Origin of the sequence: Sphingobium yanoikuyae (assembly GCF_034424525.1) — a bacterium.
Lineage (GTDB): Bacteria > Pseudomonadota > Alphaproteobacteria > Sphingomonadales > Sphingomonadaceae > Sphingobium > Sphingobium yanoikuyae.
Genome location: NZ_CP139979.1, coordinates 1,414,987 through 1,438,340 on the forward strand (window position 1 = coordinate 1,414,987; position 23,354 = coordinate 1,438,340).

Here is a 23,354-nt window from a genome sequence, read left to right on the forward strand (position 1 = left end):
GGAGGGGGCCTAGCCCGCCACCTCCAGCAACATGGTCGCGACCGCCTCCGGCTCGGTGATCATCAGGTCATGGCCGGTGTCGATCTCGAAATTGCGATGGCCTTCCAGTTGGCGGGCGCGGGCCTCGTCCGGGCTGTTCTGCAACGCATGGGTGCAATTGATATTGGTGCGCGGCAGGCGAAACGCCGCGTCGCCATTTTCCAGCCGTAGCGGCTGGCCGAAACATTTCCACGGATGCGGCGTCAGCCGCGCCTCGGTCCAGGCGACATCGGCCGGATCGGTGATGCCGAAGAAGCCCGCCATGCCGGGGAAGGGCCACATCACCAGTTCGATCCCGTCGACGGTGCGGCCCATGGCGCGGGTCGGCTCCATCTGGGCTGGCGCCAATATCTCTAGGGATTCGCCGCCCCTGGGATGGGCGGCATCCAGATAGACCAGTTCGCGGATGCGCTCGGCCACGCGATCGGCGACACCGGTAATCACCATCCCGCCATAGCTGTGGCCGACCAGGATGACATCCTCCAGCCCCTCGAACGTCATCAGCGCCACCACATCCTGGATATGCGTGTCGAGATCGATGTCGGCGTTGAGCAGATGGGCGCGCTCGCCAAGGCCCGTCAGCGTCGGGCAATGCACCTCACGCCCCGCCGCGCGCAGTCGCCGGGCGACCTTCTGATAGCACCAGCCGCCATGTCCCCCGCCATGCACCAGCACGAATGTCGCCATGCTCCGTCTCTCCCATTCCATCTCCACCCGTCATTTGTGATATATTGCGGATCATAAGACAACGCGGCTTGTGTAACGCCTCGGCGATGCTGCGGTTCAAGCTTTGGTCGTCCCAAGCAAATCTCCTGCCCAACTCCTGCTTGCGCGGGGGCTGGCAGGGCCTATCTCTGGCGGCCACACGAATCGCAGCTGGAATTATCGATGACCGCCACCCACTCCACCCGCATGCTCATTCTCGGTTCCGGCCCGGCCGGCCTGTCCGCCGCCATCTATGGCGCGCGCGCGGGCCTGGCGCCGATCGTCGTGCAGGGCATGCAGCCGGGCGGCCAGCTGACCATCACCACCGACGTCGAAAATTATCCGGGCTTCAAGGATGTGATCCAGGGGCCGTGGCTGATGGAGCAGATGCAGGCCCAGGCCGAACATGTCGGCGCGCAGATGATGTATGACCAGATCGTCGACGTCGACCTGTCCGAACGGCCCTTCAAGCTGAAGGGCGACAGCGGCACTCTCTATGTCGCCGACACGCTGGTCATCTGCACCGGCGCCCAGGCCAAGTGGCTGGGCGTCGAGGGCGAGGAGCATCTGCAGGGCAAGGGCGTCAGCGCCTGCGCCACCTGCGACGGCTTCTTCTATCGCGGCAAGAAGGTCGTGGTCATCGGCGGCGGCAACACCGCGGTTGAGGAAGCGCTTTACCTCACCAACCACAGCCATGACGTGACCCTGATCCACCGCCGCGATTCGCTGCGCGCGGAAAAGATCCTGCAGCAGCGCCTGCACGCCCATCCCAACATCAAGGTGCTGTGGAACAAGGCGGTCGATAAGTTCGTCGGCGGTGGTACGCCCGAAGGTCTGGTTGGCGTCGACCTGATCGACACCGTCACCGGCGAGAAGTCGCATGTGCCGACCGATGGCGGCTTCGTCGCGATCGGCCACCACCCCGCGACCGAATTGTTCGACGGCAAGCTGCCGCTCGATGAAGGCTATATCGTGGTAGAGAAGGGCACGACCCACACCGCCATTCCCGGCGTCTTCGCGGCCGGTGACGTGACCGACAAGATCTATCGCCAGGCAGTGACCGCAGCCGGCATGGGCTGCATGGCCGCCCTCGACGTCGAACGCTTCCTCGCCGAAGCCGACTTCGAGCAACTGGTCGAAGCGTAAGAAAAAGGGCTGGGCCGGAAACGGCTCAGCCCGAATTTTTTGGAGAAAAGGCGGCTTTCAGCCCAGCTTGGCGCGCAGGAAGGCGACCAGCGTGCCGAAAGTCTCGAACGTGTCGCCGTCGATATCCTCATCCTCGATCAGGATGTCGAAGCGATCTTCCATCTCGGTGAGCAGGCCGGCGACGGCCATCGAGTCCAGTTCGGGCAGGGCGCCGAACAGCGGCGTGTCGGCGTCGAACGCATCGGCCCGCTCCTGCGACAGGCTCAGCACGTCGCGCAGAAGCGCCCGCACCAGGGTTTCGATATCGTCTGTCCGGTCGACCGGCTGAGTGGTTTGCGCCCGCATGATGGCGGCTATCTAATGGCTCGCCGCCTATCCGACAAGCGCGGAAATGCAGGTGCGCGCGGCGGGAATCCAGCTGGATGCGCGACGCGGATTGAACAGGTCGATCTGATGGAGGGGAATGCGCTCGTCCATCCATTCGCGCTTATAGTCATTGTCACCGGTGCCATAATCGATCGTCGCGACCCGGTCCTGGTCGATGGCATGGGCGAACATCGCATGGCTCAGCAAGGTGCCGGGCGATCCTTCGTCCTGGGCGCTGTCATGGGCCAGCTTGTGGATCAGCGCCGTGCCATGCTCCACCGTCCATAATTGGGTCGCCACGGCGCGGCCGTCCAGCCGGGCAAAGCCCAGCCGCAAGGTGCCGGCATCGCTTTCCCGCTGCGCCAGGACGCGCAGGAAGTCGAGGCCAGGCTCGGGCGCCTTCCAGCTATGCGCCTGCACATCGACATAATCCTGCCACAGCGCGTCGGTCAGCTTGTCATGGATGCTGAGGTCATAACGGCCCTGCCGGGCCTTGCGCCGCACCTGGTTGCGCAGCCGGCCGGGGCGCTGCGCCCAATAGGTTGCGAAATCCCGGCCATCGACGTGCAGCAGATATCGGCCGCCCATCGGCCGCTGCACCGCGAACCAGCCGGCGCGGCGAAAGGCGCCGATCAGCGGGCCGGGCAGGGCAAGCGGATAGAGGTTGATCTGCGCCTGTTCGCGCAGCAGATGGCGGGCGATATTTTCCAGCTGCCGGGCCTGTTGCCGCGCGTCCGGCGCGCCCAGGAAAATCGGGCTCCAGGCGAAACTATACCAATTGGCAAGGGCAGTTAGGCGACGAGCCGAGGGCGCGAGAAGGAACAACCAGGCCTCGCAGGCGTCCTCTGTCTGTTGGAACACCCTGAGCGGGGTGTCGCCAAGGCAAAGGGGGTGCAATGTTTCAAACCAGTCCAGCCGGTCGAACAGGCTGTCGATATGGACGCGGTCCATCCGGCCGCCGATCGCCGACCGCACTTCCGACAGCGTCCGATATTCCCTTGGGACCAGCAACCTATTATCTCCCGGCACCTTAGCTGCCCTTAGGACCTAATTCTGGACATGACGTTAAGCGACCCCCTGTTGGCTTCCAAGGCGCCAATCGACGATGCCGATGTGCAGCCGATAGACCATCTGCTGCTGCGTGGCGATCCGGAACGGCCGGCGCTGGCGGGGCGGTCGGGCGCGCAGGACTATGCCGAACTGGAACAGGCACTTGGTCGCCTCGCCGGATGGCTGGCGGGCTTTGGCCTCGCGCCCGGCGCGCGGGTGGCCAGCTGGGTGGCCAAGGGGCCGGTCGCGGCGCTGATGCCGCTCGCCGCGCCGCGCGCGGGGCTTGTCCATGTCCCCATCAATCCGCTGCTCAAACATGCGCAGGTCGCTCATATCCTGGCCGATAGCGGCGCGGCGCTGCTGATCGGCACGGCCAGCCGCCTGTCGACGCTGGCCCCCGGCGACGTCCCGGCTGGCTGCCATCTCCATCGCGAGGATGATGCGGCGGCGGGGATGAGCGGCGGCGCGGCATTGCCGCCGTCCGATGCCGCGCGCGATGCTCTGGCCGCCATCCTCTACACCAGCGGATCGACCGGCCGGCCCAAGGGGGTGATGCTCAGCCACGCCAATCTCTGGCTCGGCGCGGTGTCGGTGGCCCATTATCTGGAGCTGGCGCCGGAGGACCGGACGCTGTGCGTGCTGCCCTTCAGCTTCGACTATGGCCAGAACCAGCTGCTTTCCACCTGGTATGCGGGCGGCTGCGCCTGTCCGCTCGATTATCTGACCCCGCGCGACGTGGTGAAGGCGGTCGATCGCTGGGACATCACCACCCTGGCCGGAGTGCCGCCGCTCTGGGTGCAACTCACCGAACTGGACTGGCCGACGGAGATCGCGACCAAGCTCCGGCGCCTGACCAATAGCGGCGGGGCGCTGACCCGGCCGCTGGTCGCGCGGCTGCGGTCGCTGTTCCCGCAGGCCGATCTCTATCCCATGTATGGCCTGACGGAAGCCTTCCGCTCCACCTATTTGTCGCCTGCTCTGGTCGACAGTCACCCGGATTCGATGGGGTCTGCCATTCCCTTTGCCGAGATATTGGTGGTCCGCCCCGACGGCACGCTGGCCGACGATGAAGAGCCGGGCGAACTGGTCCATGCCGGGCCGCTGGTGGCGCAGGGCTATTGGCAGGATGCGGCGCGCACCGCCGAGCGCTTCAAGCCGGCGCCATCCGCCTCGCGCCATGGCGGCACGGCCGTATGGTCCGGCGACACCGTCCGCCGCGACGCGGATGGCCTGCTCTATTTCGTCGGCCGCGACGATGCGATGATCAAGTCGGCCGGCAATCGCATCAGCCCGACCGAGATCGAGGAGGCGGCGGTCGCCGTTCCCGGCGTGGCGGAGGCTGTTGCCCTCGGTGTCAGGGATGAGCGGCTGGGACAGGCGGTGTTGCTGCTGCTGCGCGCTGCCGATCCTGATGTTGTCGCGGCTGTTGCCGCCCATCTGAAGGCCGAACTGCCCAATTTCATGCAGCCGCGCGAGACGCTAGTGCTTGCACAGTTCCCGCGTAACCCCAATGGCAAGATCGATCGAGTCGCGCTGGCCAAGGAGTATGCGTCATGAAGCCCATGGGCCCCATTCCCGCCTGGTTCGCCGAGGAAGAAGGCATGCTGCTGATTGGCGGCTGCGGCGCGGCGAGCCTGGTCGACGAAGCGGGCGACACGCCGCTGTTCGTCTATGACATGGGCATCATCGAGGCGCAGGTGCGTCGCTTCCGCGAGGCGATCCCCAAGAAGATCGATCTTCATTATGCGATCAAGGCCAATCCCTATGCGCCGCTGCTCTCGCGCATGGCGGGGCTGGTCGACGGGTTCGACATCGCCTCGGGCGGGGAACTGGCGATGGCGCTGGAGGCCGGCATGGACCCGGCACGGATCAGCTTTGCCGGGCCGGGCAAGCGCAATGACGAACTGGAAGCCGCCATCCATGCCGGCATCACCATCAACCTGGAGTCCGAGGGGGAGGGCGCGCGCGCGCTGACCGTGGCGGAGCGTCTGGGGAAGGTGCCGCGCCTGGCCGTGCGGGTGAACCCGGATTTCGACCTCAAAGGGTCCGGCATGCGCATGGGCGGCGGGGCCAAGCCGTTCGGCATTGATGCCGATCGCGCGGCCGCGCTGGCGCGTGCCATGATCGATGGCGGCGCGGACTGGCGCGGCTGGCATATCTTCGCCGGCAGCCAGGCGCTCGACCCGATGGCGATCATCGAGACTCAGGCGGCGACCATCGATCTGGCGGCGCGCCTGTCCGACGCCGTCGGCGTCGCGCCGCCTCTGGTCAATCTGGGCGGCGGTTTCGGCATTCCCTATTTCCCCGGCGACGAGCGGCTGGACATCCGGCCGATCGGCGTCGCGCTCGACACCGCGCTCAACGCGCTGCCCGATATCCTGACCGACAGTGCATTCGCGATCGAACTGGGCCGCTGGCTGGTGGGGGAGGCGGGCATCTATCTGACCCGTGTCGTCGACGTGAAGCAGAGCCAGGGTGAAACCTTCGTCGTCGTGGACGGGGGGCTGCATCATCAACTGGCCGCCAGCGGCAATTTCGGCACGGTCGTGCGGCGCAACTATCCGATCGCGGTCGCCAACCGCTTCGGGCGCGAACCGACCACCCAGCCGGTCAATGTCGTGGGCTGCCTTTGCACGCCGATCGACCGGTTGGGCGAAAAGGTCGCGTTGCCGCCAGTCGATGTCGGCGATTTCATCGCGATCTTCCTTGCCGGTGCCTATGGTGCGTCGGCAAGTCCCGCGGCCTTTCTTGGCCACCCAAGTCCTCGTGAACTATTACTTGGCTAATCCATGTCCGACAGCAGGCCTAACCCTATCTTTACCCTTTTCCGGCATGACGAGGATGAAGCCATGGGCCTGCACGCGATCATTTTTTCCGGTCGCGCGTCGGCTATGATGGTATGAAGGGGTGAATTTTATGCGTTTCCAGCGGATTTCCAGGCTCCTGATCGGTGCATCGCTGCCTGCGGTGGCCCTGTCGGGCTGCGCTTCGACCGGCTCCGCGCCGCAGCTTCCCCCCGCATCCTTCGTCGCGACCCAGGAGGGGCCGGGCGAGGAATATATCATCGGCCCGCTCGATAACCTGACCATCTTCGTCTGGCGCAACCCGGAACTGGGCGCCAAGGTGCAGGTGCGTCCCGATGGCCGCATCACCACGCCGCTGATCACCGACATGCCGGCCGTCGGCAAGACGCCCAAGATGCTGTCGGACGACATCAAGCTGGCGCTGTCGCAATATATCGAAAATCCGCTGGTGTCGGTGATCGTCGACAATTTCTCCGGCACCTACAGCCAGCAGGTGCGGATCGTCGGCGCGACCGAAAAGCCGGCCTCCATCCCCTATCGCGCGAACATGACGCTGCTTGACGCCATGATCTCGGTCGGTGGCCTCAGCGAATATGCGTCCGGCAATCGCGCCCGGCTGGTCCGCTTCGACAAGGCGAGCGGCAAGCAGAAGGAATATCAGGTCCGCATCGGCGACCTGCTCAAGAAGGGCGACACCAAGGCCAATGTCATGCTGGCGCCTGGCGACGTCATCATCATTCCGGAAAGCATGTTCTGATCATGGCGGGTCTGTACGACGAGCTGCTGGTCCTTCTCCACGGCATATGGAGCCGGCGCTGGATCGCGCTGGCCGTGGCCTGGGGCGTGTGTATGCTGGGCTGGCTGGGCGTGTCGCTCATCCCCAATGGCTATGAATCCAAGGCGCGGGTCTATGTGAACACCCAGTCGCTGCTGGAGGACAAGATCGGCATCACCCAGGTCCAGTCCCAGCAGGATCTCGACCGGGTGCGCCAGACGCTGCTGAGCGCGGAAAATCTGGAAAAGGTCGTGCGTGGCACGGATCTCGCCCAGACCATTTCCGGGCCGCGCGACGTGGCGGGCAAGATCACCACCTTGCGTGAGCATATCACCGTGCTGGCCCAGGCGGACCCCAGCATGATCGACATCAGCGCGACCTCGGCCGACAGCGGCCTGTCGGATGGCGCCAATGCCCGCATCGCCCAGCAGGTGGTGCAGAAGCTGATCGACATCTTCCAGGAAGAAAATCTGACTGGCGGCCGCACCGAAACCCGCCAGAGCCTGGCCTTCCTCGACCAGCAGATCGCCGGTCGCGGCAAGCAGCTCGAAGCCGCCGACAAGCGGCGCGTCGAATTTGCCCAGCGCTATGCCGGGGTGCTGCCGGGCGCCGGCACGATCAGCCAGCGCATGGATGCGGCCCGTCTGGAGATCAACAATATCGATGCCCAGCTGGTGCAGGCGCAGAGCGCGCTCAGCGCAATGAACGGCCAACTCGCTGGCACCCCGGCGACGCTGCCGGGCGTGGCGGTCGGTGGCGGTGCATCCCCGCTGGCCCAGGCCCAGGCCGAACTCGCCGGCATGCGCGCGCGCGGCTGGACTGCCAGCCATCCCGACGTGATCGCCGCCCAGCGGCAGGTCGACAATCTGCGTCGCCAGGGCGGCGCCAGTGGCGCTGCCGCTGCCGGCACGCCCAACCCCGCCTATCTGTCGATCAAGTCGATGCAGGCGGAGCGCGCCGCCACCGTGCAGGCGTTGTCGACCCGCAAGGCGCAGCTTCAGGCCGATCTCAACACAATGACCGCGCATCAGATCGATGAGCCGGGCGTGGCGTCCGAACAGGAAAAGCTGGATCGCGATTATGCTGCGCTCCAGACCCAATATGACAAGCTGCTCGCCGACCGCGAGGAAATCCGCCTGCGTGGCGACGTGAAGACCGAAACCGGTGCGGTGCAGTTCAGCGTGCTTCAGCCCGCCAGCCTGCCGACGGCGCCGGCGGCACCCAACCGGCCGCTGCTGCTGCTGGGCGTGCTGATCCTCGGCATCGGCGCCGGCATTGGCGTCGCCTTCGCGATCGGCCAGCTCAAGGGCACCTTCCCGACGGCCGCCCGTCTGGAACGGGCTGTGGGCATTCCGGTCGCCGGGTCGATCACCCAGGTCGCCAGTACGGCCCAGGTCGCTCTCGACAAGCAGCGGATGAAATGGTTTGCGGGCGCCAGCGGCGGCCTGGCTGCCCTGTGTCTGTTGCTGATCGTCGTCGAATTCATCCAGCGCGGTACGGCGTGAAGGAGCCTGATCCCATGAACCAGCATAGCCCCATCAAGGGCCGCGGCTCGCTGATCGAACGCGCCACCGAGATTTTCGATTTCCAGGCGGCCCTGCGTGGTCGTGCGGCGCCGGCCGTCGATGTGCCGGCCGATGCGCCGCCACCGCCGCCGATGTTCGATCCCGCGCCGCCGGCGCCGGCCCCGGTCATGTCCGACGAGGTGCCGATCTTCCGCGCGCAGTCCTGGACCAGCCCGGCCCAGCCAGTTGATCGCGACCGGCTGACCGAAGCCGGCTTCCTGGTGCCTGGCGCGCCGGTCACCGCGATGAGCGAGGAGTTCCGCCTGCTCAAGCGCGGGCTGCTGACCCATCTTCAGGACAATCCGCGCGGCAACCGCATCCTCCTCTGTTCGCCCCATAGCGGCGAGGGGAAGACCTTCTGCGCGATCAACCTGGCGCTCAGCCTGGCGGCCGAACAGGATCGCGAGATTTTGCTGGTCGATGCCGATTTCGGCAATCCCGGCATCCCCGAGACGCTGGGCCTGCAGGCCGGGCCGGGGCTGATGGACGCGCTCGCCGATCCGCTGGTCGCGATCGAGGATTGCGTGCTGCGCACAGACATTCCCTCGCTGTCGGTCCTGCCGGCGGGCCAGCGCAGCCATGCCGACACCGAATATCTCGCCTCCGCGCGCACCGAAATGCTGTTGCAACGGCTGACCGAGGGTCGGCCCGATCGCATCATCGTATTCGATTCGCCGCCCTTGCTCGCGGCCTCGCCCGCCGCCGTGCTGGCCAGCCATGTCGCGGTCGCGCTGCTGGTCGTGCGGGCCGACAAGACGTCGGAAAGCGCGCTGCGGGAGGCGGCCGCGCTGCTCAAGGGCGGGGCGCAGGTCCAGTTGCTGCTCAACGCCGTCCGCTACACCGGCGGCGCCCGTCGCTTCGGTTCCTATTATGGCAAGGGGGAGGCGGGATGACCGCGCGCGCCCTGATCGCCGGCACCTCGCTGCTGGTGCTTGCCAGTGTCAGCGCCCCGGCGCTGGCGCAAGGCACGCCCGTGTCGACCAGGAAGGTCGATGTCACGCCTTATCTTGGTATCGACCAGGTGGTGATGGTGCCGCTCAAGGGCGACGGCGACGTCGTGACCTACACCAATCTCACCGCCGGCGTGACGGTGGAGGTCCAGACCCGTCGGCTCAATGCCGCGGCGGACGTCCAGTATATGCACAGTTTCGGCTGGGGCCACGCGACCGATTCCGACGTGCTGAGCGGTATCGCCAATGCCGGCTACAAGCTGACCCCCGAACTCACCCTGCAGGCCGGAGGCATCGCTTCGCGCGTGCGGACCGACGGCTATTCGGGCGCTGCGGCGATCGACAACCGTTTTACCAGCCAGATCTGGGGCGGCTATATCGGGCCCAGCTACGCCACGAAGGTCGGCGATCTCGACATCAAGGCTTCCTATCGGCTGGGCTTTGCCCGCGTCGATGATGATGTCGATGTGAATGTCCCCAGCGCCGCGATCGCCAACGGCTCCTTCGCACAAAGCTGGTCGCATGATCTGAATGGCTCCGTCGGCTTTGCGCCGGGCACCATATTGCCGGTCGGCCTGACCGCCAGCGCCGGCTACAGCCGCGAGGATGCCAGCCAGCTCGACCAGCGGTTCGAGGATGTCTGGGGCCGGGTCGATGCGATCATGCCGGTTTCGCCCACGGTCGCGCTGCTCGGCGGCATCGGCTATGAGGATATAGAGATCAGCCAGCGCGCGCCCTTGCTGGACGAGGATGGCGTGCCGATCATCCGCAATGGCCGCTATGTCACCGACAAGAGTTCGCCGCGCGAACTTTATTATGATTTCGGCGACCTGATCTGGGATGTGGGCGTGCTGTGGCGGCCCAATCGCCGCACGTCGCTCAAGGCGACGGTGGGCGAACGCTATGGCGGCATGTCCTATCAGGGCCAGTTCACCTGGCAGGGCCGCAACAGCAGCATCGGCATCGCCGTGTTCGACGGCATTGAAAGCTTCGGCCGGATGATCACGGCGGATGCCGCGGCCTTCACTGGCACCAACCTGATCGTGCCGCGCAATCCGTTCACCGGCGATCTCACCGGCTGCGCCTTCTCGCCGACCGGCGGGGGCGAATGTTTCAACGATGCGCTGGCCGGCATCACCGGCGCCAATTTCCGCTATCGTGGCGTCGCCGGCCAATATTCCACCCGGCGCGGCCCTTGGGGCTTTGGTCTGGGCGGCGGCTATTCCAACCGCAAGTTCATCACGCCGACGACCCAGAGCGTGCTGATCAGCGGCACCCGCGACCAGAATTGGTATGGCAATGGCACCGTCACTTACGCGTTCAACGATCGCGATTCCCTGGATACGGCGGTCTACATCAATTATTTCGATGCCAGCGGCGCGCGCGCCGATGTCTTGAACTATGGTGCCTTCACAAGCTATTTCAGGGGCTTGACCAGGAAACTTACGGCATCGGCTTCGCTCGGCGTCGATGCGGCGAAGGCGGATGATTTTGACACGCTGATCAACGCGATGGGCCAGGTCGGCCTGCGTTACAGCTTTTAAGGAAATTCGGGCTATAACGGCGTCTGTACGACGCCGGTCGGCCGGATGGAGACGACAGATGTACGATCAGTTCTATGGATTGCAGGGGCGCCCGTTCCAGCTGACGCCGGACCCGCATTTCTATTTCGAGAGCACGACGCATCGCAAGGCGCTGTCCTATCTGGGCTATGGTCTGGCGCAGGGCGAGGGATTCATCGTCATCACCGGCGACATCGGCGCCGGCAAGACGACGCTGGTCGGCCATCTGATGAGCACGATCGATCCGGCGCGCCTGACCGCGACCAAGATCGTGTCGACCCAGGTCGAGGGCGACGACATGCTGCGCCTTGCCGCGCAGAGCTTCGGCCTTGCCACAGACGGCGTCGCCAAGGCGCAGATATTGCGCCAGATCGAGGCCTATCTGCAGGGTCAGGCCCGCGCCGGCCGCCGTTCGCTGCTGATCGTGGACGAGGCGCAGAACCTGCCGGTTTCGGCGATCGAGGAACTGCGCATGCTGTCCAACTTCCAGTTGGGCGGTCAGTCGCTGCTGCAGATATTCCTGCTCGGCCAGCCCGAATTTCGCGACCTTGTCCGCTCGCCCGAGCTGGAGCAGCTGCGCCAGCGCGTGATCGCGACCCATCATCTCGACCCGATGCTGCCGCAGGAGGTCGAACCCTATATCAGCCATCGCCTGACGCTGGTTGGCTGGACCGGCAATCCCTATTTCACCGACGATGCGCTAGACGCCATCTATGCCGCCACCGGCGGCGTGCCGCGCCGCATCAACGCGCTGGTCAGCCGCGTGCTGCTGCTGGGCGCACTGGAGCAACTGACCGAGATTGACGGTCAGGCGGTCCAGGCGGTGATCGAGGATATGGGCGTGGACGAGGATGTCAGCGCCGAGCCGATCGCGCCGTCCGTGCTGGATAGTGCCGGCGAAACCGCGCCGGAACCGATCGCACCGGCCGAACCGGTCGCCGCTGCCGCCGCGCCGCAGGCGGTTGCCTGGCAGGCGCCGGCGCAGCCCGATCTCGTACCGCCCGCCGTGCATGAGGAGATTGAGGCGCTGCGTGCCGAAATCGCCGCCCTGCGCGCGATGCAGAACCACGCCTCCTACGCCGCGCCGACGGTCGATCCCGAAGCGCTCAAGGGCTGTTTCGCCCTGATCGAGGAGCGCCTGTCGGGCCTCGAATTCCGCGTCGAGGAACAGGATGCGGCGCTGCGCCGCGTGCTGACCCTGCTGGTCGACTGGGTCGAGCGCGACGAACGCGCCGCCGATCCGGAGCGTAACGCCGCCTGATCGCGCCCGCGCGGCAACACCGGGACAAGATCATGATGCACAATGCCCTGTCCGTCGATGTCGAGGACTGGTTCCAGGTCGGCGCCTTCGAGCGGACGATCGACCGTTCCGACTGGGAGGGGCTGACGCATCGCGTCGAGCGTAACACCGATGCGGTGCTGGACCTGTTCGCGCAGGCTGGCGTTACCGCGACCTTCTTCACGTTGGGCTGGGTCGCCGAACGCTATCCCGCTTTGATGCGCCGAATTGCCGAAGCCGGGCATGAAGTCGCCAGCCATGGCTATGACCATGCCCGCGTCTTCACCTTCACCCCCGAACAGTTTCGCGCCGACCTGCGCAAGGCCCGCGCGATCCTGGAGGATGCGAGCGGACAGAAGGTGTCGGGCTATCGCGCGCCCAGCTTCTCGATCGACCCGCGCACGCCCTGGGCGCATCCGATCCTGGCTGAGGAAGGCTATGCCTATTCCAGCAGCGTCGCGCCGATCCGGCATGACCATTATGGCTGGCCCGACTCGCCGCGCTTCGCCTGGAAGCCGGTGGCCGGATCGGACCTGCTCGAACTGCCGGTGACCACGGCAAAGCTGGGCCAGCGCACGCTGGCGGCCGGGGGCGGGGGCTTTTTCCGCCTGCTGCCCTATGGCTTTTCGCGCTGGGCGATCCGCCAGGTGAACGGGCAGGCGCAGCGGCCCGCCATCATCTATTTCCACCCCTGGGAAATCGACCCGGATCAGCCGCGCGTCGCCGGCGCGCCGCTGCGCTCGCGGGTGCGCCATTATACCAATCTTTCGGTTATGGCCCGCAAGCTGCGCCGCCTGACCCAGGATTTCGCCTGGACCCGCGTCGATGCACTGATCGCGCAGGAAGCGGCGCGCGCCGCATGATCGCGGGCAATCGGGCTGATCTGGCGATCACCACGCTGGACCTTGCCGATCCGGCGCAGACGCAGGCGGCCGATGCCTATGTGCTGGCCCATGGCGCCAGCACGCCCTTCCATCGTCCGGCCTGGCTGATCGCGATTGAGCGGGCGACCGCGAACCGGGCGCTGATGCTCGCGGCGGTCGCGCCCTCGGGCCAGATTTGCGGCCTGCTGCCGCTCCAGCATGTGCGCAGCCGCCTGTTCGGCCAGGCTCTGGTATCCGCCGCCTTTGCCGTCGATGGTGGCATATTGGCCGATGATCCGGCCGTGATCGCCGCCCTGGCTGCTGCGGCCCAGAATGAGGCGCGGGCGCGCGGCGATGTGCCGGTCGAACTGCGCGGCGGTGTCGCGCCCGGCCAGGGCTGGCGCGTCTGCGAGGGCGAGCATGTCGCCTTCGTCCGCCCGCTCGCCACCGATGACGAGGCCGAACTGCTTGCCATTCCGCGCAAGCACCGCGCCGAACTGCGCAAGGCGCTCGCCAATCCGGCGCTCAGCGTCGATCATGGCTGCTCCCCGGCGCATCTGCGCGACCATTATCGCATCTATGCCGAATGCGTCCGCAACCTCGGCACCCCGGTCTTCCCCGCGCGCCTCTTCCGGGAGGTGATCGCCGCCTTTGGCGCGGATGCCGACATCAGCATCGTGCGCGATGGCGATCGCCCGGTCTCAGCGGTGCTCACCCTCTATCATGGCGACCGGGTCATGCCCTTCTGGGGCGGCGGCGGCGCCGATGCGCGCCGGCTGCGGTCCAACGAACTCATGTATTACCGCCTGATGGGCCATGGCCGCGCGCGCGGCGCCGGCCTGTTCGACTTTGGCCGGTCCAAGGTCGGCAGCGGCCAGGCCGCCTGGAAGAAAAGCTTCGGCTTCGATCCGCAGCCGCTCGTCTATTATGACTGGTCGCCCACCGGCCAGTTGCGCGACGTCAGCCCGACCAGTGCAAAATATCAGCGCCGGATCGAATTGTGGAAGAAATTGCCGCTGCCGGTCGCCAATCTGCTGGGGCCGATGATCAGTCGGGGTCTTGGCTGATTACCATATATTCAGCCCTTTGGGCCTATGTTGGTGCCAGGGTACTGAGGGAATGAGCAGATGAATGCGATTGTCGATCTGAGCGTCATCGTCGGAGAGGCGCGCCTGTCCGATCCGGCTGTCGTGGCGGAAATCGATGCCTGGGTCTGCGCCCAGCCGGGCTCGACGCCCTTTCATCGACCAGCCTGGATCATGGGTGTGGAGGCCGGCACCGGCCAGAAGGCGATCATGCTGGTCGCCCGCACGCCCGCGGGCGAGATCAACGGCGTGCTGCCGCTGACCCATATCCGTTCGGCCCTGTTCGGCAAGGCGCTCGTCGGCAGCGGTTTCGCGGTCGATGGCGGCATCCTCGCAACCCATCGCAAGGCGATCGCCAAGCTGGCCGATGCCGCCTGGTATCAGGCGGAAAGGCTGGGCTGCGACACGCTGGAACTGCGCGGCGGCGAAGCGCCCGGTGGCGCCTCATGGCAGAACAAGGCCGACGCCTATCTCGGTTTCTCCCGCGCGCTTGCCGCCGATGACGAGGCGGAACTGAAGGCCGTGCCCAAGCGCCACCGCGCGGAAATCCGCAAGGGCCTCGGTAACGACCTCCAGTTCGAGACCGGCCGCGACCAGCGGCTGCGCGACATCCATTATCGCCTCTATTGCCAGAGCGTCCATAATCTCGGCACGCCGGTCTTCCCGCGCGCGCTGTTCGATGCCATCCTCGACCGGTTCGGGGCGGATGCGGACATCGCCATGGTATCGAAGGACGGCAAGCCCCTGTCGGCGGTCATCAGCCTCTATCATGGCGGCGCCTGCATGCCCTATTGGCATGGCGCCGGGCTGGAGGCGCGGGCGATGCGCTCCAACGAAGTCCTCTATTTCACCCTGATGCGTCAGGCCCGCGAGCGCGGCCTCACCCATTTCGACTTCGGCCGGTCGAAAGTCGGCACCGGCCCCGCGGCCTGGAAGAAGACCTGGGGTTTCGAGGGCGATCCGCTCGGCTATCATCTACGCACCGCGCCGGGCAAGGAGACGCGCGACGTCAATCCGCTCTCGCCGCAATATCGGCGCAAGGTGGAATTGTGGAAGAAGCTGCCGCTGCCCGTCGCGAACCTGATCGGTCCGCATATCGCGCGGGGCCTTGGATGACGGGCGAGCTTCTTTTCCTCTGCCATCGTATTCCGTTCCCGCCCGACCGGGGCGACAAGATCCGGTCCTATCATCTGCTTCAGCGGCTGGCGCAGATGGCGCCGGTCCATGTCGGCTGCTTTGCCGATGATGATCGCGACATGGGCTTTGCCCCGGACATGGCGCAACTGACGGCCAGCCAGTGCGTGCTGATGCGCGACCGTTCGCGCATCGTTGCCGGCCTGACCGGCCTGGCGCGCGGCCAGTCGCTGCTGGTGTCGCTGTTCGATCATCCGGGCCTGCATCGCTGGGTCGCGCAGGTCATGGCCGAACGGCCGATCCGCGCCGTGATTGCCTATTCGGCGCAGATGGCGCATTTCGTGCCCATGCTGCCGGCGGGGGTGCGGTTCCTGATGGATTTCGTCGATTTCGATTCGGCCAAATATGCCGCTTATGGCGCACAGGGTTCCGGTCCGATGGGCTGGATCAACCGGCGCGAGGGCCGCGTGCTGCTCGATTTCGAGCGGCAGGTCGCGGCCCGCGCCGATATCTGCAGCTTCGTCAGCGAGGCCGAAGCGGCCTTGTTTCGCGATGCCTGCGGCCTTGGCGCCGACCGGATCGTCGCGCTCGAAAATGGCGTGGCGCTCGACTATTTCGACCCCGCGGCCGATTTCCCGGCCGTCGATAAGGGCGCAGGGCCGCTGATCGTCTTCACCGGCCAGATGGACTATCGCCCCAATGTCGAGGCGGTCGAGAGTTTCGCGCGCCAGACGCTGCCCGCCATTCAGGCCGCGCGCCCCGACGCGCGCTTCGCCATTGTCGGCCGCAACCCGTCGAAGCCGGTGCAGGCGCTCGCCGATCTCCCCGGCGTCATCGTTACCGGCGGCGTGCCCGATGTGCGCGGCTGGCTGGCCGCTGCCGATCTGGTGGTCGCGCCGCTACGCATCGCACGGGGTATCCAGAACAAGGTGCTGGAAGCGATGGCGATGGCCCGTCCGGTCGTCGCCTCGCCTCAGGCCGCCGAAGGCATTGATGCGGTCGATGGCCGCGATTTCCTGATCGCCGCCGATCCGGCGGCCGAAGCCCGGACGATCCTGTCGCTGCTCGCGGATCCGGCGCGAGGGACACAGCTCGGCCTCGCCGCCCGCCGCCGTGTCGAGGACCGCTATCGCTGGTCGGCGACGCTCGGCGGTCTGCCCAACCTGCTGCTCGGCGCGCCGGGCAAGGCCGACCCGCAGGCCGCATGACCGATCGCGCCCGTTCCCTTGCCGACATGCCGCGCATGGGCCTTGCCGGCTGGCGTGGTCATCTGACCGCGCTCAGCGTGGTGGCCGCGGCCATCCTGACGCTCTTCTTCGACGATCTCTATTCGATGGTCTCGATCTGGTGGAACGCCTCCACCTTCGGCCATTGCCTCTTCATCCCGATCCTCATCGCCTGGCTGGTGCAGCAGCGTCTGCCCGGCCTGCGTCAACTGGAGCCGGTCGCCTGGCCGCCGGGCCTGATCTGGCTGGGCCTTGGCGCCTTTGCCTGGCTGCTCGGCGCGGCGGCGGGCGTCGCAATGGTCCGCCATGGTGCGCTGGTCATGATGCTCCAGGGCGCGGTGATCGCACTGCTCGGGCCGATGGTGGCGCGCGCCTTGCTCTTCCCGCTCTTCTACGCCTTCTTCATGGTCCCCTTCGGTGAGGAGATCGTGCCGCATCTCCAGCTGGTGACGGCGCATCTCTCGATGATGTTCCTGACGCTGGCCGGCGTGCCCGCCCATATGGAGGGCATCTTCATCACCACCCCGACCGGCTATTTCGAGGTGGCAGAGGCCTGTTCGGGCGCCAAGTTCCTGATCGCCATGACCGCCTATGGCGCGCTGGTCTGCAATGTCTGCTTCCAGAGCTGGCCGCGCCGCATCCTGTTCATGGCCGGGGCGCTCACCTTGTCGGTGCTGGCCAATGGCGTGCGCGCCTTCGCCACCATATTGGTCGCCCATCTGACCACGGTCGATGCCGCCGTCGGTTTCGACCATGTCGTCTATGGCTGGGTTTTCTTCGCGATCATCATGATCATCGTGATGGCGACGGCCTGGCCGTTCTTCGATCGCAAGCCCGGCGACCCCTGGTTCGATCCCGTGCCGCTGCAGCGTCCCGTCCGGCGGCAGGCGCCCGCCGGCATGATGGCGGCCATCGCGCTTGGCGTCATCGTTGCCGCGCCGCTCTGGCTGGCGGCCACCGCCGCCACTGCCCGTCCGCTGCCGTCGCGCATCGATCTGCCGACGGTGCCGGGCTGGACCCGCACCAGTGCCGCCCAGACCTATCCCTGGAAACCACGCTTCGACGGCGCCGATCATTTCATCTCGGGCCGCTATGCCAATGCGCAGGGACAGGTCGTGGACCTCGTCGTCGCCGCCTTTGACCGGCAGGAGGACAAGCGCGAACTCGTTGGTTTCGGCCAGGGCGCGGTCGACCCCGACAAGGAATGGACCTGGTCCTCACCCGCACCGGCGCCCGCCGACGCACGCGGCGAGCAGATCACCGGTCCCGGCCCGCTCGTCCGCCATGTTGTCAGCTTCTATGTGGTGGGGCAGGGCGCACCGACCGGCAGCAAGCCGGAGGTGAAGATCCAGACCATGCTCGCCCGGCTGCTCGGCCGCGATCCGCGCTCGGTCGCGATCCTCGTTTCCGCCGAAGAACATCCCGGCCATCCCTCCGATGCGGCAATCGCCGCCTTCCTGCGCGATCTGGGCAATGTGAAGGAATTGGCTGACCGCAGCGCGGGCATAGGCTAGGACCGTAACAATGTGCGGAATTGCGGGCATCTTCCATCTCGAAACGGCCAAGCCGGTCGATCCTGCGCGGGTGCGCGCCATGCTGGACGTGATGCCGCATCGCGGCCCGGACGGCAGCGGCATCTGGACCGCGCCGGGCGTGGGCCTTGGCCATCTGCGCCTGTCGATCATCGATCTTGGCGGCGGCGGCCAGCCGATGCTGACCGAGGATGAAAGCCTGGTCGTCACCTTCAACGGGGAAATCTACAATTTCGCCGAGGTCCGCGCCGAACTGGAGGCGAAGGGCCATGTCTTTCGTACCGACAGCGATACCGAAGTCATCCTGCACGGCTATCGCCAGTGGGGCGAGGAATGCGTCAATCGCTTCAACGGCATGTTCGCCTTCGCCCTGTTCGACGCGCGCGCCCAGTCGCTCTGGCTGGTGCGCGACCGGCTGGGGGTGAAGCCGCTCCATTATGCCCTGTTGTCGGACGGCAGCCTGATCTTCGGATCGGAATTGAAGAGCCTGCTCGCGCACCCCTTGCTCCGCCGTGCGCCGGACCTGAGCGCGGTCGAGGATTATCTCGCCTATGGCTATGTCCCCGACGATGCCTGCATGGTCGCGGGCGTGCGCAAGCTGGGTGCGGGCGAGACATTGCGGCTGGTGCGCGGCCGTCCGCTGCCCCATCCGCAGCGTTACTGGGACATCAGCTTTGCCGATCGCAGCAAGGCCAGGCCCGAGGCGCTGGAGGAGGAACTGGTCGCGCTGATGCGTCAGGCGGTGCGCTCGCGCATGGTGTCCGACGTGCCGCTCGGCGCCTTCCTGTCCGGCGGCGTCGACAGCAGCAGCGTCGTTGCCTTGATGGCGGAGGCGTCGAACCAGGCGGTCAAGACCTGCACGATCGGCTTCGACGTCGCCAGCCTGGACGAGACCGCCTATGCCGACCGGATCGCGCGGCGCTTCGCCACCGATCACCGTACGCGCATCGTATCACCCGATGATTATGGGTTGGCCGACACGCTGGCCTTCCATTTCGACGAACCCTTTGCCGATGCCTCCGCGCTGCCCACCTACCGGGTCTGCGAACTGGCGCGCGAACAGGTGACGGTGGCCCTGTCCGGCGATGGCGCGGACGAGGCGTTTGCCGGCTATCGCCGCCACCGTTTCCAGATGCAGGGGGAAAGGCTGCGCGGCCTGATCCCCGCTTCGGTGCGCGAACCCTTGTTCGGGACGCTCGGCCGCTATTATCCCAAGGCCGACTGGGCGCCACGCCCGCTGCGCGCCAAATCGACCTTCCTCGAACTGGCCGGCGATGGTGGCGAGGCCTATGCTGCCTCGGTCGGGGTTACGCCCCATGCGCTGCGTCAGCGTCTCTTCAGCCAGGACATGAAGAGCCGGCTGGGCGCCTATCGCGCCGAGGATCGCTATATCAAGGCGATGGCCAATGCCCCGGCGCGCGATCCACTTGATCGCGCCCAATATGCCGATATCCGCATATGGCTGCCCGGCGACATCCTGACCAAGAGCGACCGGATGAGCATGGCCGTCAGCCTGGAGGCGCGCGAACCGCTGCTCGACCATCGGCTGGTCGAATTTGCCGCCCGCCTGCCAGTCGCCCAGCGCATTCGCGGCAATAGCGGCAAATATCTCATGAAGAAGGCGATGGAGCCCTTCCTGCCGCAGGATATTCTCTACCGCCCGAAAATGGGCTTCGTGACTCCGATCAGCGCCTGGTTCCGCGGCGCGCTGGCGGGCGAGGCGACGGCGGTCGCCGGCGGCTCGGCGCTGGCCCGCACCGGCTGGTTCGACACGAAGATGCTGGCCAAGGTCGCGGCCGACCACAAGGCCGGCGTGGCCGACCATGGCCGGCTGCTATGGCAAATGGTGATGCTCGACAAGGCGCTCGGCCGGCTGTTCGGCGCGTGATCCCCTTGCAACCGGCCCCGCCCGGTGCCAACGGGACAGCATAATGATCATGCAGGGCGCCTCATTGACTGTCTCGAAGGAAATTGTGCGGCTGCGCCTCTATGCGCTGTGCCTGGCCGGCGACATGGCGGGGCTGTTCATCGCCTTTCTCCTCGCCAACTGGCTGGTCGTCGGCGCCTTCCTGGGCGAGCCGGGCAAGCCCCATGGCCTGGTGATGTTCTCGATGGTCGCGCCGCTCTATGCGATCCTCGCGGTGCAGGGTGGAGCCTATGGCATCAACACGCTGGATCGCGTGCGCCGCGGCATCTTCCGCGCCCTGCTGGCGCTGGCGCAGGCGGCGCTGCTGATGCTGCTGATCGTCTATCTGGGCAAGATCGCCGAACAGCTGTCCCGTCTGACCTTCCTCACCGGCCTGCTGCTGGGCGCGGCGACGCTGGCGCTGGTGCGCCTGGCGGTTGCGCGCCTGGCGGTTCGCCTGCTGGGCGATGTCCCGCACCTCACCGCCGTCATCATGGACGGGGTCGCGATCGAGACCGGCGCCCATATGGAGGTGATCCAGGCGGACGCCGCCAATCTCCATCCCGAACGCCATGATGCCGACATGGCCGCACGCCTGGCCGCTGCGGTCGGCATGGCGGAGCGGGTGATCGTCGCCTGTCCGCTCGAACGGATGGACGACTGGTCCGCGGCGCTCAAGTCGCTCTCGGCGCGGGGCGAGATCGTCGTCCCCGAACTGCTGCGCTTCGCGCCTGCGCGGGTGGACGAGTTTGACGGCCAGCCGACGATCATCGTCGCCGGCGGCCCGCTGCAATTCCGTGATCGCCTGATCAAGCGGCTGTTCGACATCATCGTCGCCACGATCGCCACCATCGCGCTGTCGCCGGTCCTGTTCGGCGCCGCGCTGGCGGTAAAGCTGACCAGCCCCGGCCCGATCCTGTTCCGCCAGCCGCGCATCGGCAAGGATGGGCGGCCCTTCTCCATCTACAAGTTCCGATCGATGCGGACCGAGGCGAGCGACCACAAGGCCGCAACGCTGACGAAGCGCGACGATGATCGCGTGACCCGCGTCGGCGCCTTCCTGCGCAAGACCAGCATCGATGAACTGCCCCAGCTCTTCAACGTGCTGAACGGCGACATGAGCGTCGTCGGCCCACGCCCCCATGCCGCCGCCGCCAAGGCGGGCGACAGCCTCTATTGGGAGGTCGACGCCCGCTATTGGGAACGGCACTGCATCAAGCCGGGCATGACCGGCCTTGCCCAGGTGCGCGGCCATCGCGGCGCGACCGACCATCATCAGGATCTGATCGACCGGCTCCAGTCGGATCTGGAATATGTCAGCGACTGGTCGATCTGGCGCGATCTGCGCATCATCGTCGCGACGCTGGGTGTTCTGGTGCATCACAAGGCCTATTGATCATGATCGACCTTCTGCTTGTCCTTGTCCTGCTGCTTTCGCTTGTCGCGGTCGCCTGGCCTTTCTTCTTCTATCCGCTGATCCTGCGCCTGTTGCCGACCCGTGCGGAAGCGCCGGCCGATGGCCCGCTGCCCAGCGCCTCGCTGCTTTTCTGCGCCTATAATGAGGCTGCCTCGATGCCGGACAAGCTCGCCAATCTGGCGATGCTGAAGGATCGGCATCCTACCCTCGAAATCCTGGCCTTCGATGATGGATCGTCCGACGGCACCGCCGGGTTGATCGCGGCGCAGGGGGGCGGCGGATTTATCACCCTGTTGCAGGGCCCCGGACGCAGCGGCAAGGCGCATGGCATGAAATTGCTTGCTGCCCGTGCGCGCGGCGATGTGCTGATCTTCACCGACGCCAATGTGCTGCTGGATGCCGACGCGATCGACAATCTGCTCGCTCGCTATGCCGATCCCGATATTGGCGGCGTGCTCGGATCGCTCCATTATCTGGGGGAGGGGGACAGCGCGACCGCGGCCGTCGGTTCGCTCTACTGGCGGATCGAGGAGAAGCTGAAGGACGAGGAGTCGCGCACCGGCAATGTGCTGGGGGCCGACGGCTCGATCTTCTCGATCCGTCGCTCCCTCTATCCGGAATTTCCCGATAGCGTGCTCGACGACCTCACCGTCTCCATGGCGGTGGTCTTTGCCGGCAAGCGGCTGGTGAAGGCGAAGGATGTGATCGCGCGCGAGCGGCTGGTGACCGGGCGCGGGGACGAGTATCGGCGCAAGGTGCGGATCGCTGCTCGCGCCTGGCACACGCACAGCCATTTGCGCCCGCAACTGCGCCGCATGGCGGCGATCGACCGGTTCAAATATGCCTCGCGCAAGATCGTCCGTTGGTTCGGCGGCCTGTTCATCCTGATCGGCGCGCTCGCTGCGCTGGTGCTGGCGTTGCGCTTGTCGATCCTGCTCGCCATGCTGGGGGTGATCGCGGTGACGGCCTTCTTCCGCATCGGCGGACGGGCCCGCAGCGGCCCGCTGGCAACACTGATGGATATATTGATCGCCTATGCCGCAACCCTGAAGGGCGTGGTCAAGGCCATGCGCGGCCGCACCGTCACGATCTGGAATCCGGCCCAGTCGCGATAATCTTTCGCGCTGATCCCCCTCGCCAAAACCGCGCCATATTGTATAGGCCGGAAGCTGATACCGAGCGGAGAATGGCGTGATTACTGTCCAGCGGGTGGCCAAGGCCGCCGGCAAGCATCTGACCAAATTGGGTCTCGACCTGCGCAAGGCGCTGGGCGCGCGCGCCAATCGTGGCTGCCCAGCCTGCGGCACGACGGTCGTCGGCTTCTTCCGCTATGGCGACAATGGCGAATGGGGCTGCCCCAATTGCAACGCCTCGCCGCGCGAGCGGCTGATGAACTATCTCATCATGAAGGGCGTGTTGACCGTGCCGATCGATGGCGCGATCCTGCACATGGCCCCCAATGAGGGGAGCCTGGTCAAGCGCTTTTCTGAAGCGGCCGACTATGTCCCGGCCGATCTTGATCCCGCGCGCTATACCGTGCCCGGCATGCACAAGGTCGATCTGATGGCGCTGTCCGACACCGATCGATACGACCTTTTCTATGCCAGCCATGTGATGGAGCATGTGCCCGACGACATGGCCGTGCTGCGCAATATCCTGCGCGCGCTCAAGCCCGGCGGCGAAGCCTGGCTGATCGTGCCGCTGTGGGACAAGCCGACCGAGGATGGCAGCTTCGACATCCCGCCGCGCGAGCGCGAACGGCGCTTCGGCCAGTGGGACCATGTCCGCCAATATGGCCTCGACTTTGCCGATCGCATCCGTGCCGCCGGCTTCGATCTGGAGGAAATCGACGCGCGCGACATCGACGCCGACACGCGCCATTTCTATGCGCTCGACGACCGCCTGTTCCGCGCGCGCAAGCCGCTGGGAACTGCGACGCAGTGAGCATGC

The 23,354-nt window shown here is 66.3% G+C and carries 20 protein-coding genes; 17 read left to right on the forward strand and 3 right to left on the reverse strand.

The genetic code is table 11. From position 1 onward, the window contains the following. Positions 1-9: 9 nt before the first annotated feature. Complete coding sequence (locus U0025_RS06555; protein ID WP_004212144.1) at positions 10-726, reverse strand: alpha/beta fold hydrolase; 717 nt, start codon at positions 724-726, stop codon at positions 10-12. Positions 727-927: 201 nt separating this feature from the next. On the opposite strand from U0025_RS06555, the gene trxB reads away from it, so the two are divergent. Then, positions 928-1,890 (forward strand): thioredoxin-disulfide reductase, encoded by a 963-nt coding sequence (gene trxB / locus U0025_RS06560; RefSeq protein ID WP_004212146.1) that lies wholly within the window; start codon positions 928-930, stop codon positions 1,888-1,890. A 57-nt stretch (positions 1,891-1,947) separates the two neighbouring features. Here trxB and U0025_RS06565 read toward each other — a convergent pair whose 3' ends face one another. Beyond that, positions 1,948-2,235, reverse strand: a complete 288-nt coding sequence (locus U0025_RS06565) for an acyl carrier protein (protein WP_004212147.1) — start codon at positions 2,233-2,235, stop codon at positions 1,948-1,950. A gap of 27 nt (positions 2,236-2,262) precedes the next feature. Then, the gene (locus U0025_RS06570; RefSeq protein ID WP_004212148.1) at positions 2,263-3,267 is read right to left on the reverse strand and encodes a GNAT family N-acetyltransferase; all 1,005 of its coding nucleotides are present in this window, start codon (positions 3,265-3,267) and stop codon (positions 2,263-2,265) included. A 48-nt stretch (positions 3,268-3,315) separates the two neighbouring features. Here U0025_RS06570 and U0025_RS06575 point away from each other — a divergent pair, with 48 nt between their 5' ends. The 16 genes from U0025_RS06575 (at position 3,316) to U0025_RS06650 (ending at position 23,348) form a co-directional block, all read left to right on the forward strand. Then, positions 3,316-4,863, forward strand: a complete 1,548-nt coding sequence (locus tag U0025_RS06575; RefSeq protein ID WP_004212149.1) for an acyl-CoA ligase (AMP-forming), exosortase A system-associated — start codon at positions 3,316-3,318, stop codon at positions 4,861-4,863. Next, positions 4,860-6,092: a pyridoxal-dependent decarboxylase, exosortase A system-associated gene (locus tag U0025_RS06580; protein ID WP_004212150.1), complete on the forward strand. Its 1,233-nt coding sequence runs from the start codon at positions 4,860-4,862 to the stop codon at positions 6,090-6,092. The genes U0025_RS06575 and U0025_RS06580 overlap by 4 nt, the downstream gene beginning before the upstream one ends. Before the next feature lie 130 nt (positions 6,093-6,222). Next, positions 6,223-6,867 carry an XrtA/PEP-CTERM system exopolysaccharide export protein gene (locus tag U0025_RS06585; RefSeq protein WP_004212151.1) on the forward strand — a complete coding sequence of 215 codons (645 nt, stop codon included), beginning with the start codon at positions 6,223-6,225 and terminating at the stop codon, positions 6,865-6,867. Between the two features lie 2 nt (positions 6,868-6,869). After that, complete coding sequence (locus U0025_RS06590; RefSeq protein ID WP_004212152.1) at positions 6,870-8,390, forward strand: XrtA system polysaccharide chain length determinant; 1,521 nt, start codon at positions 6,870-6,872, stop codon at positions 8,388-8,390. Positions 8,391-8,404: 14 nt separating this feature from the next. Further along, entirely contained in the window at positions 8,405-9,343 is a 939-nt protein-coding gene (locus U0025_RS06595; protein WP_004212153.1) for an AAA family ATPase, read from the forward strand. After that, the gene (locus U0025_RS06600; RefSeq protein ID WP_004212154.1) at positions 9,340-10,944 is read left to right on the forward strand and encodes a TonB-dependent receptor; all 1,605 of its coding nucleotides are present in this window, start codon (positions 9,340-9,342) and stop codon (positions 10,942-10,944) included. Before U0025_RS06595 ends, U0025_RS06600 begins: the two co-directional genes overlap by 4 nt. A 58-nt stretch (positions 10,945-11,002) precedes the next feature. Beyond that, positions 11,003-12,223: an XrtA/PEP-CTERM system-associated ATPase gene (locus U0025_RS06605; RefSeq protein ID WP_004212155.1), complete on the forward strand. Its 1,221-nt coding sequence runs from the start codon at positions 11,003-11,005 to the stop codon at positions 12,221-12,223. A gap of 32 nt (positions 12,224-12,255) precedes the next feature. Next, on the forward strand, positions 12,256-13,104 hold the full coding sequence (locus U0025_RS06610; RefSeq protein WP_004212156.1) for an XrtA system polysaccharide deacetylase: 849 nt from the start codon (positions 12,256-12,258) through the stop codon (positions 13,102-13,104). Further along, positions 13,101-14,171 carry a FemAB family XrtA/PEP-CTERM system-associated protein gene (locus tag U0025_RS06615; RefSeq protein WP_004212157.1) on the forward strand — a complete coding sequence of 357 codons (1,071 nt, stop codon included), beginning with the start codon at positions 13,101-13,103 and terminating at the stop codon, positions 14,169-14,171. Before U0025_RS06610 ends, U0025_RS06615 begins: the two co-directional genes overlap by 4 nt. A 60-nt stretch (positions 14,172-14,231) precedes the next feature. Then, the gene (locus U0025_RS06620) at positions 14,232-15,305 is read left to right on the forward strand and encodes a FemAB family XrtA/PEP-CTERM system-associated protein (RefSeq protein ID WP_004212158.1); all 1,074 of its coding nucleotides are present in this window, start codon (positions 14,232-14,234) and stop codon (positions 15,303-15,305) included. After that, the gene (locus tag U0025_RS06625) at positions 15,302-16,531 is read left to right on the forward strand and encodes a TIGR03087 family PEP-CTERM/XrtA system glycosyltransferase (protein ID WP_004212159.1); all 1,230 of its coding nucleotides are present in this window, start codon (positions 15,302-15,304) and stop codon (positions 16,529-16,531) included. The genes U0025_RS06620 and U0025_RS06625 overlap by 4 nt, the downstream gene beginning before the upstream one ends. Beyond that, positions 16,528-18,063, forward strand: a complete 1,536-nt coding sequence (xrtA, locus tag U0025_RS06630) for an exosortase A (protein WP_004212160.1) — start codon at positions 16,528-16,530, stop codon at positions 18,061-18,063. The genes U0025_RS06625 and xrtA overlap by 4 nt, the downstream gene beginning before the upstream one ends. A gap of 10 nt (positions 18,064-18,073) precedes the next feature. Beyond that, positions 18,074-19,969: an XrtA/PEP-CTERM system amidotransferase gene (locus tag U0025_RS06635; protein WP_004212161.1), complete on the forward strand. Its 1,896-nt coding sequence runs from the start codon at positions 18,074-18,076 to the stop codon at positions 19,967-19,969. Between the two features lie 43 nt (positions 19,970-20,012). Further along, positions 20,013-21,383 carry a sugar transferase gene (locus U0025_RS06640; RefSeq protein ID WP_004212162.1) on the forward strand — a complete coding sequence of 457 codons (1,371 nt, stop codon included), beginning with the start codon at positions 20,013-20,015 and terminating at the stop codon, positions 21,381-21,383. Positions 21,384-21,385: 2 nt separating this feature from the next. Continuing rightward, positions 21,386-22,519: a glycosyltransferase family 2 protein gene (locus tag U0025_RS06645; protein WP_004212163.1), complete on the forward strand. Its 1,134-nt coding sequence runs from the start codon at positions 21,386-21,388 to the stop codon at positions 22,517-22,519. Between the two features lie 76 nt (positions 22,520-22,595). Then, positions 22,596-23,348 (forward strand): class I SAM-dependent methyltransferase, encoded by a 753-nt coding sequence (locus U0025_RS06650; RefSeq protein ID WP_004212164.1) that lies wholly within the window; start codon positions 22,596-22,598, stop codon positions 23,346-23,348. The last annotated feature ends 6 nt before the right edge of the window (positions 23,349-23,354 follow it).

Excerpts from the sequence above, each read along its gene's own strand:
- U0025_RS06555 (WP_004212144.1), bottom strand. The coding sequence starts at position 726 with ATGGCGACATTCGTGCTGGTGCATGGCGGGGGACATGGCGGCTGGTGC.
- trxB (WP_004212146.1), top strand. The coding sequence starts at position 928 with ATGACCGCCACCCACTCCACCCGCATGCTCATTCTCGGTTCCGGCCCG.
- U0025_RS06565 (WP_004212147.1), bottom strand. The coding sequence starts at position 2,235 with ATGCGGGCGCAAACCACTCAGCCGGTCGACCGGACAGACGATATCGAA.
- U0025_RS06575 (WP_004212149.1), top strand. The coding sequence starts at position 3,316 with ATGACGTTAAGCGACCCCCTGTTGGCTTCCAAGGCGCCAATCGACGAT.
- U0025_RS06580 (WP_004212150.1), top strand. The coding sequence starts at position 4,860 with ATGAAGCCCATGGGCCCCATTCCCGCCTGGTTCGCCGAGGAAGAAGGC.
- U0025_RS06585 (WP_004212151.1), top strand. The coding sequence starts at position 6,223 with ATGCGTTTCCAGCGGATTTCCAGGCTCCTGATCGGTGCATCGCTGCCT.
- U0025_RS06590 (WP_004212152.1), top strand. The coding sequence starts at position 6,870 with ATGGCGGGTCTGTACGACGAGCTGCTGGTCCTTCTCCACGGCATATGG.
- U0025_RS06595 (WP_004212153.1), top strand. The coding sequence starts at position 8,405 with ATGAACCAGCATAGCCCCATCAAGGGCCGCGGCTCGCTGATCGAACGC.
- U0025_RS06600 (WP_004212154.1), top strand. The coding sequence starts at position 9,340 with ATGACCGCGCGCGCCCTGATCGCCGGCACCTCGCTGCTGGTGCTTGCC.
- U0025_RS06605 (WP_004212155.1), top strand. The coding sequence starts at position 11,003 with ATGTACGATCAGTTCTATGGATTGCAGGGGCGCCCGTTCCAGCTGACG.
- U0025_RS06610 (WP_004212156.1), top strand. The coding sequence starts at position 12,256 with ATGATGCACAATGCCCTGTCCGTCGATGTCGAGGACTGGTTCCAGGTC.
- U0025_RS06615 (WP_004212157.1), top strand. The coding sequence starts at position 13,101 with ATGATCGCGGGCAATCGGGCTGATCTGGCGATCACCACGCTGGACCTT.
- U0025_RS06620 (WP_004212158.1), top strand. The coding sequence starts at position 14,232 with ATGAATGCGATTGTCGATCTGAGCGTCATCGTCGGAGAGGCGCGCCTG.
- U0025_RS06625 (WP_004212159.1), top strand. The coding sequence starts at position 15,302 with ATGACGGGCGAGCTTCTTTTCCTCTGCCATCGTATTCCGTTCCCGCCC.
- xrtA (WP_004212160.1), top strand. The coding sequence starts at position 16,528 with ATGACCGATCGCGCCCGTTCCCTTGCCGACATGCCGCGCATGGGCCTT.
- U0025_RS06635 (WP_004212161.1), top strand. The coding sequence starts at position 18,074 with ATGTGCGGAATTGCGGGCATCTTCCATCTCGAAACGGCCAAGCCGGTC.
- U0025_RS06640 (WP_004212162.1), top strand. The coding sequence starts at position 20,013 with ATGATCATGCAGGGCGCCTCATTGACTGTCTCGAAGGAAATTGTGCGG.
- U0025_RS06645 (WP_004212163.1), top strand. The coding sequence starts at position 21,386 with ATGATCGACCTTCTGCTTGTCCTTGTCCTGCTGCTTTCGCTTGTCGCG.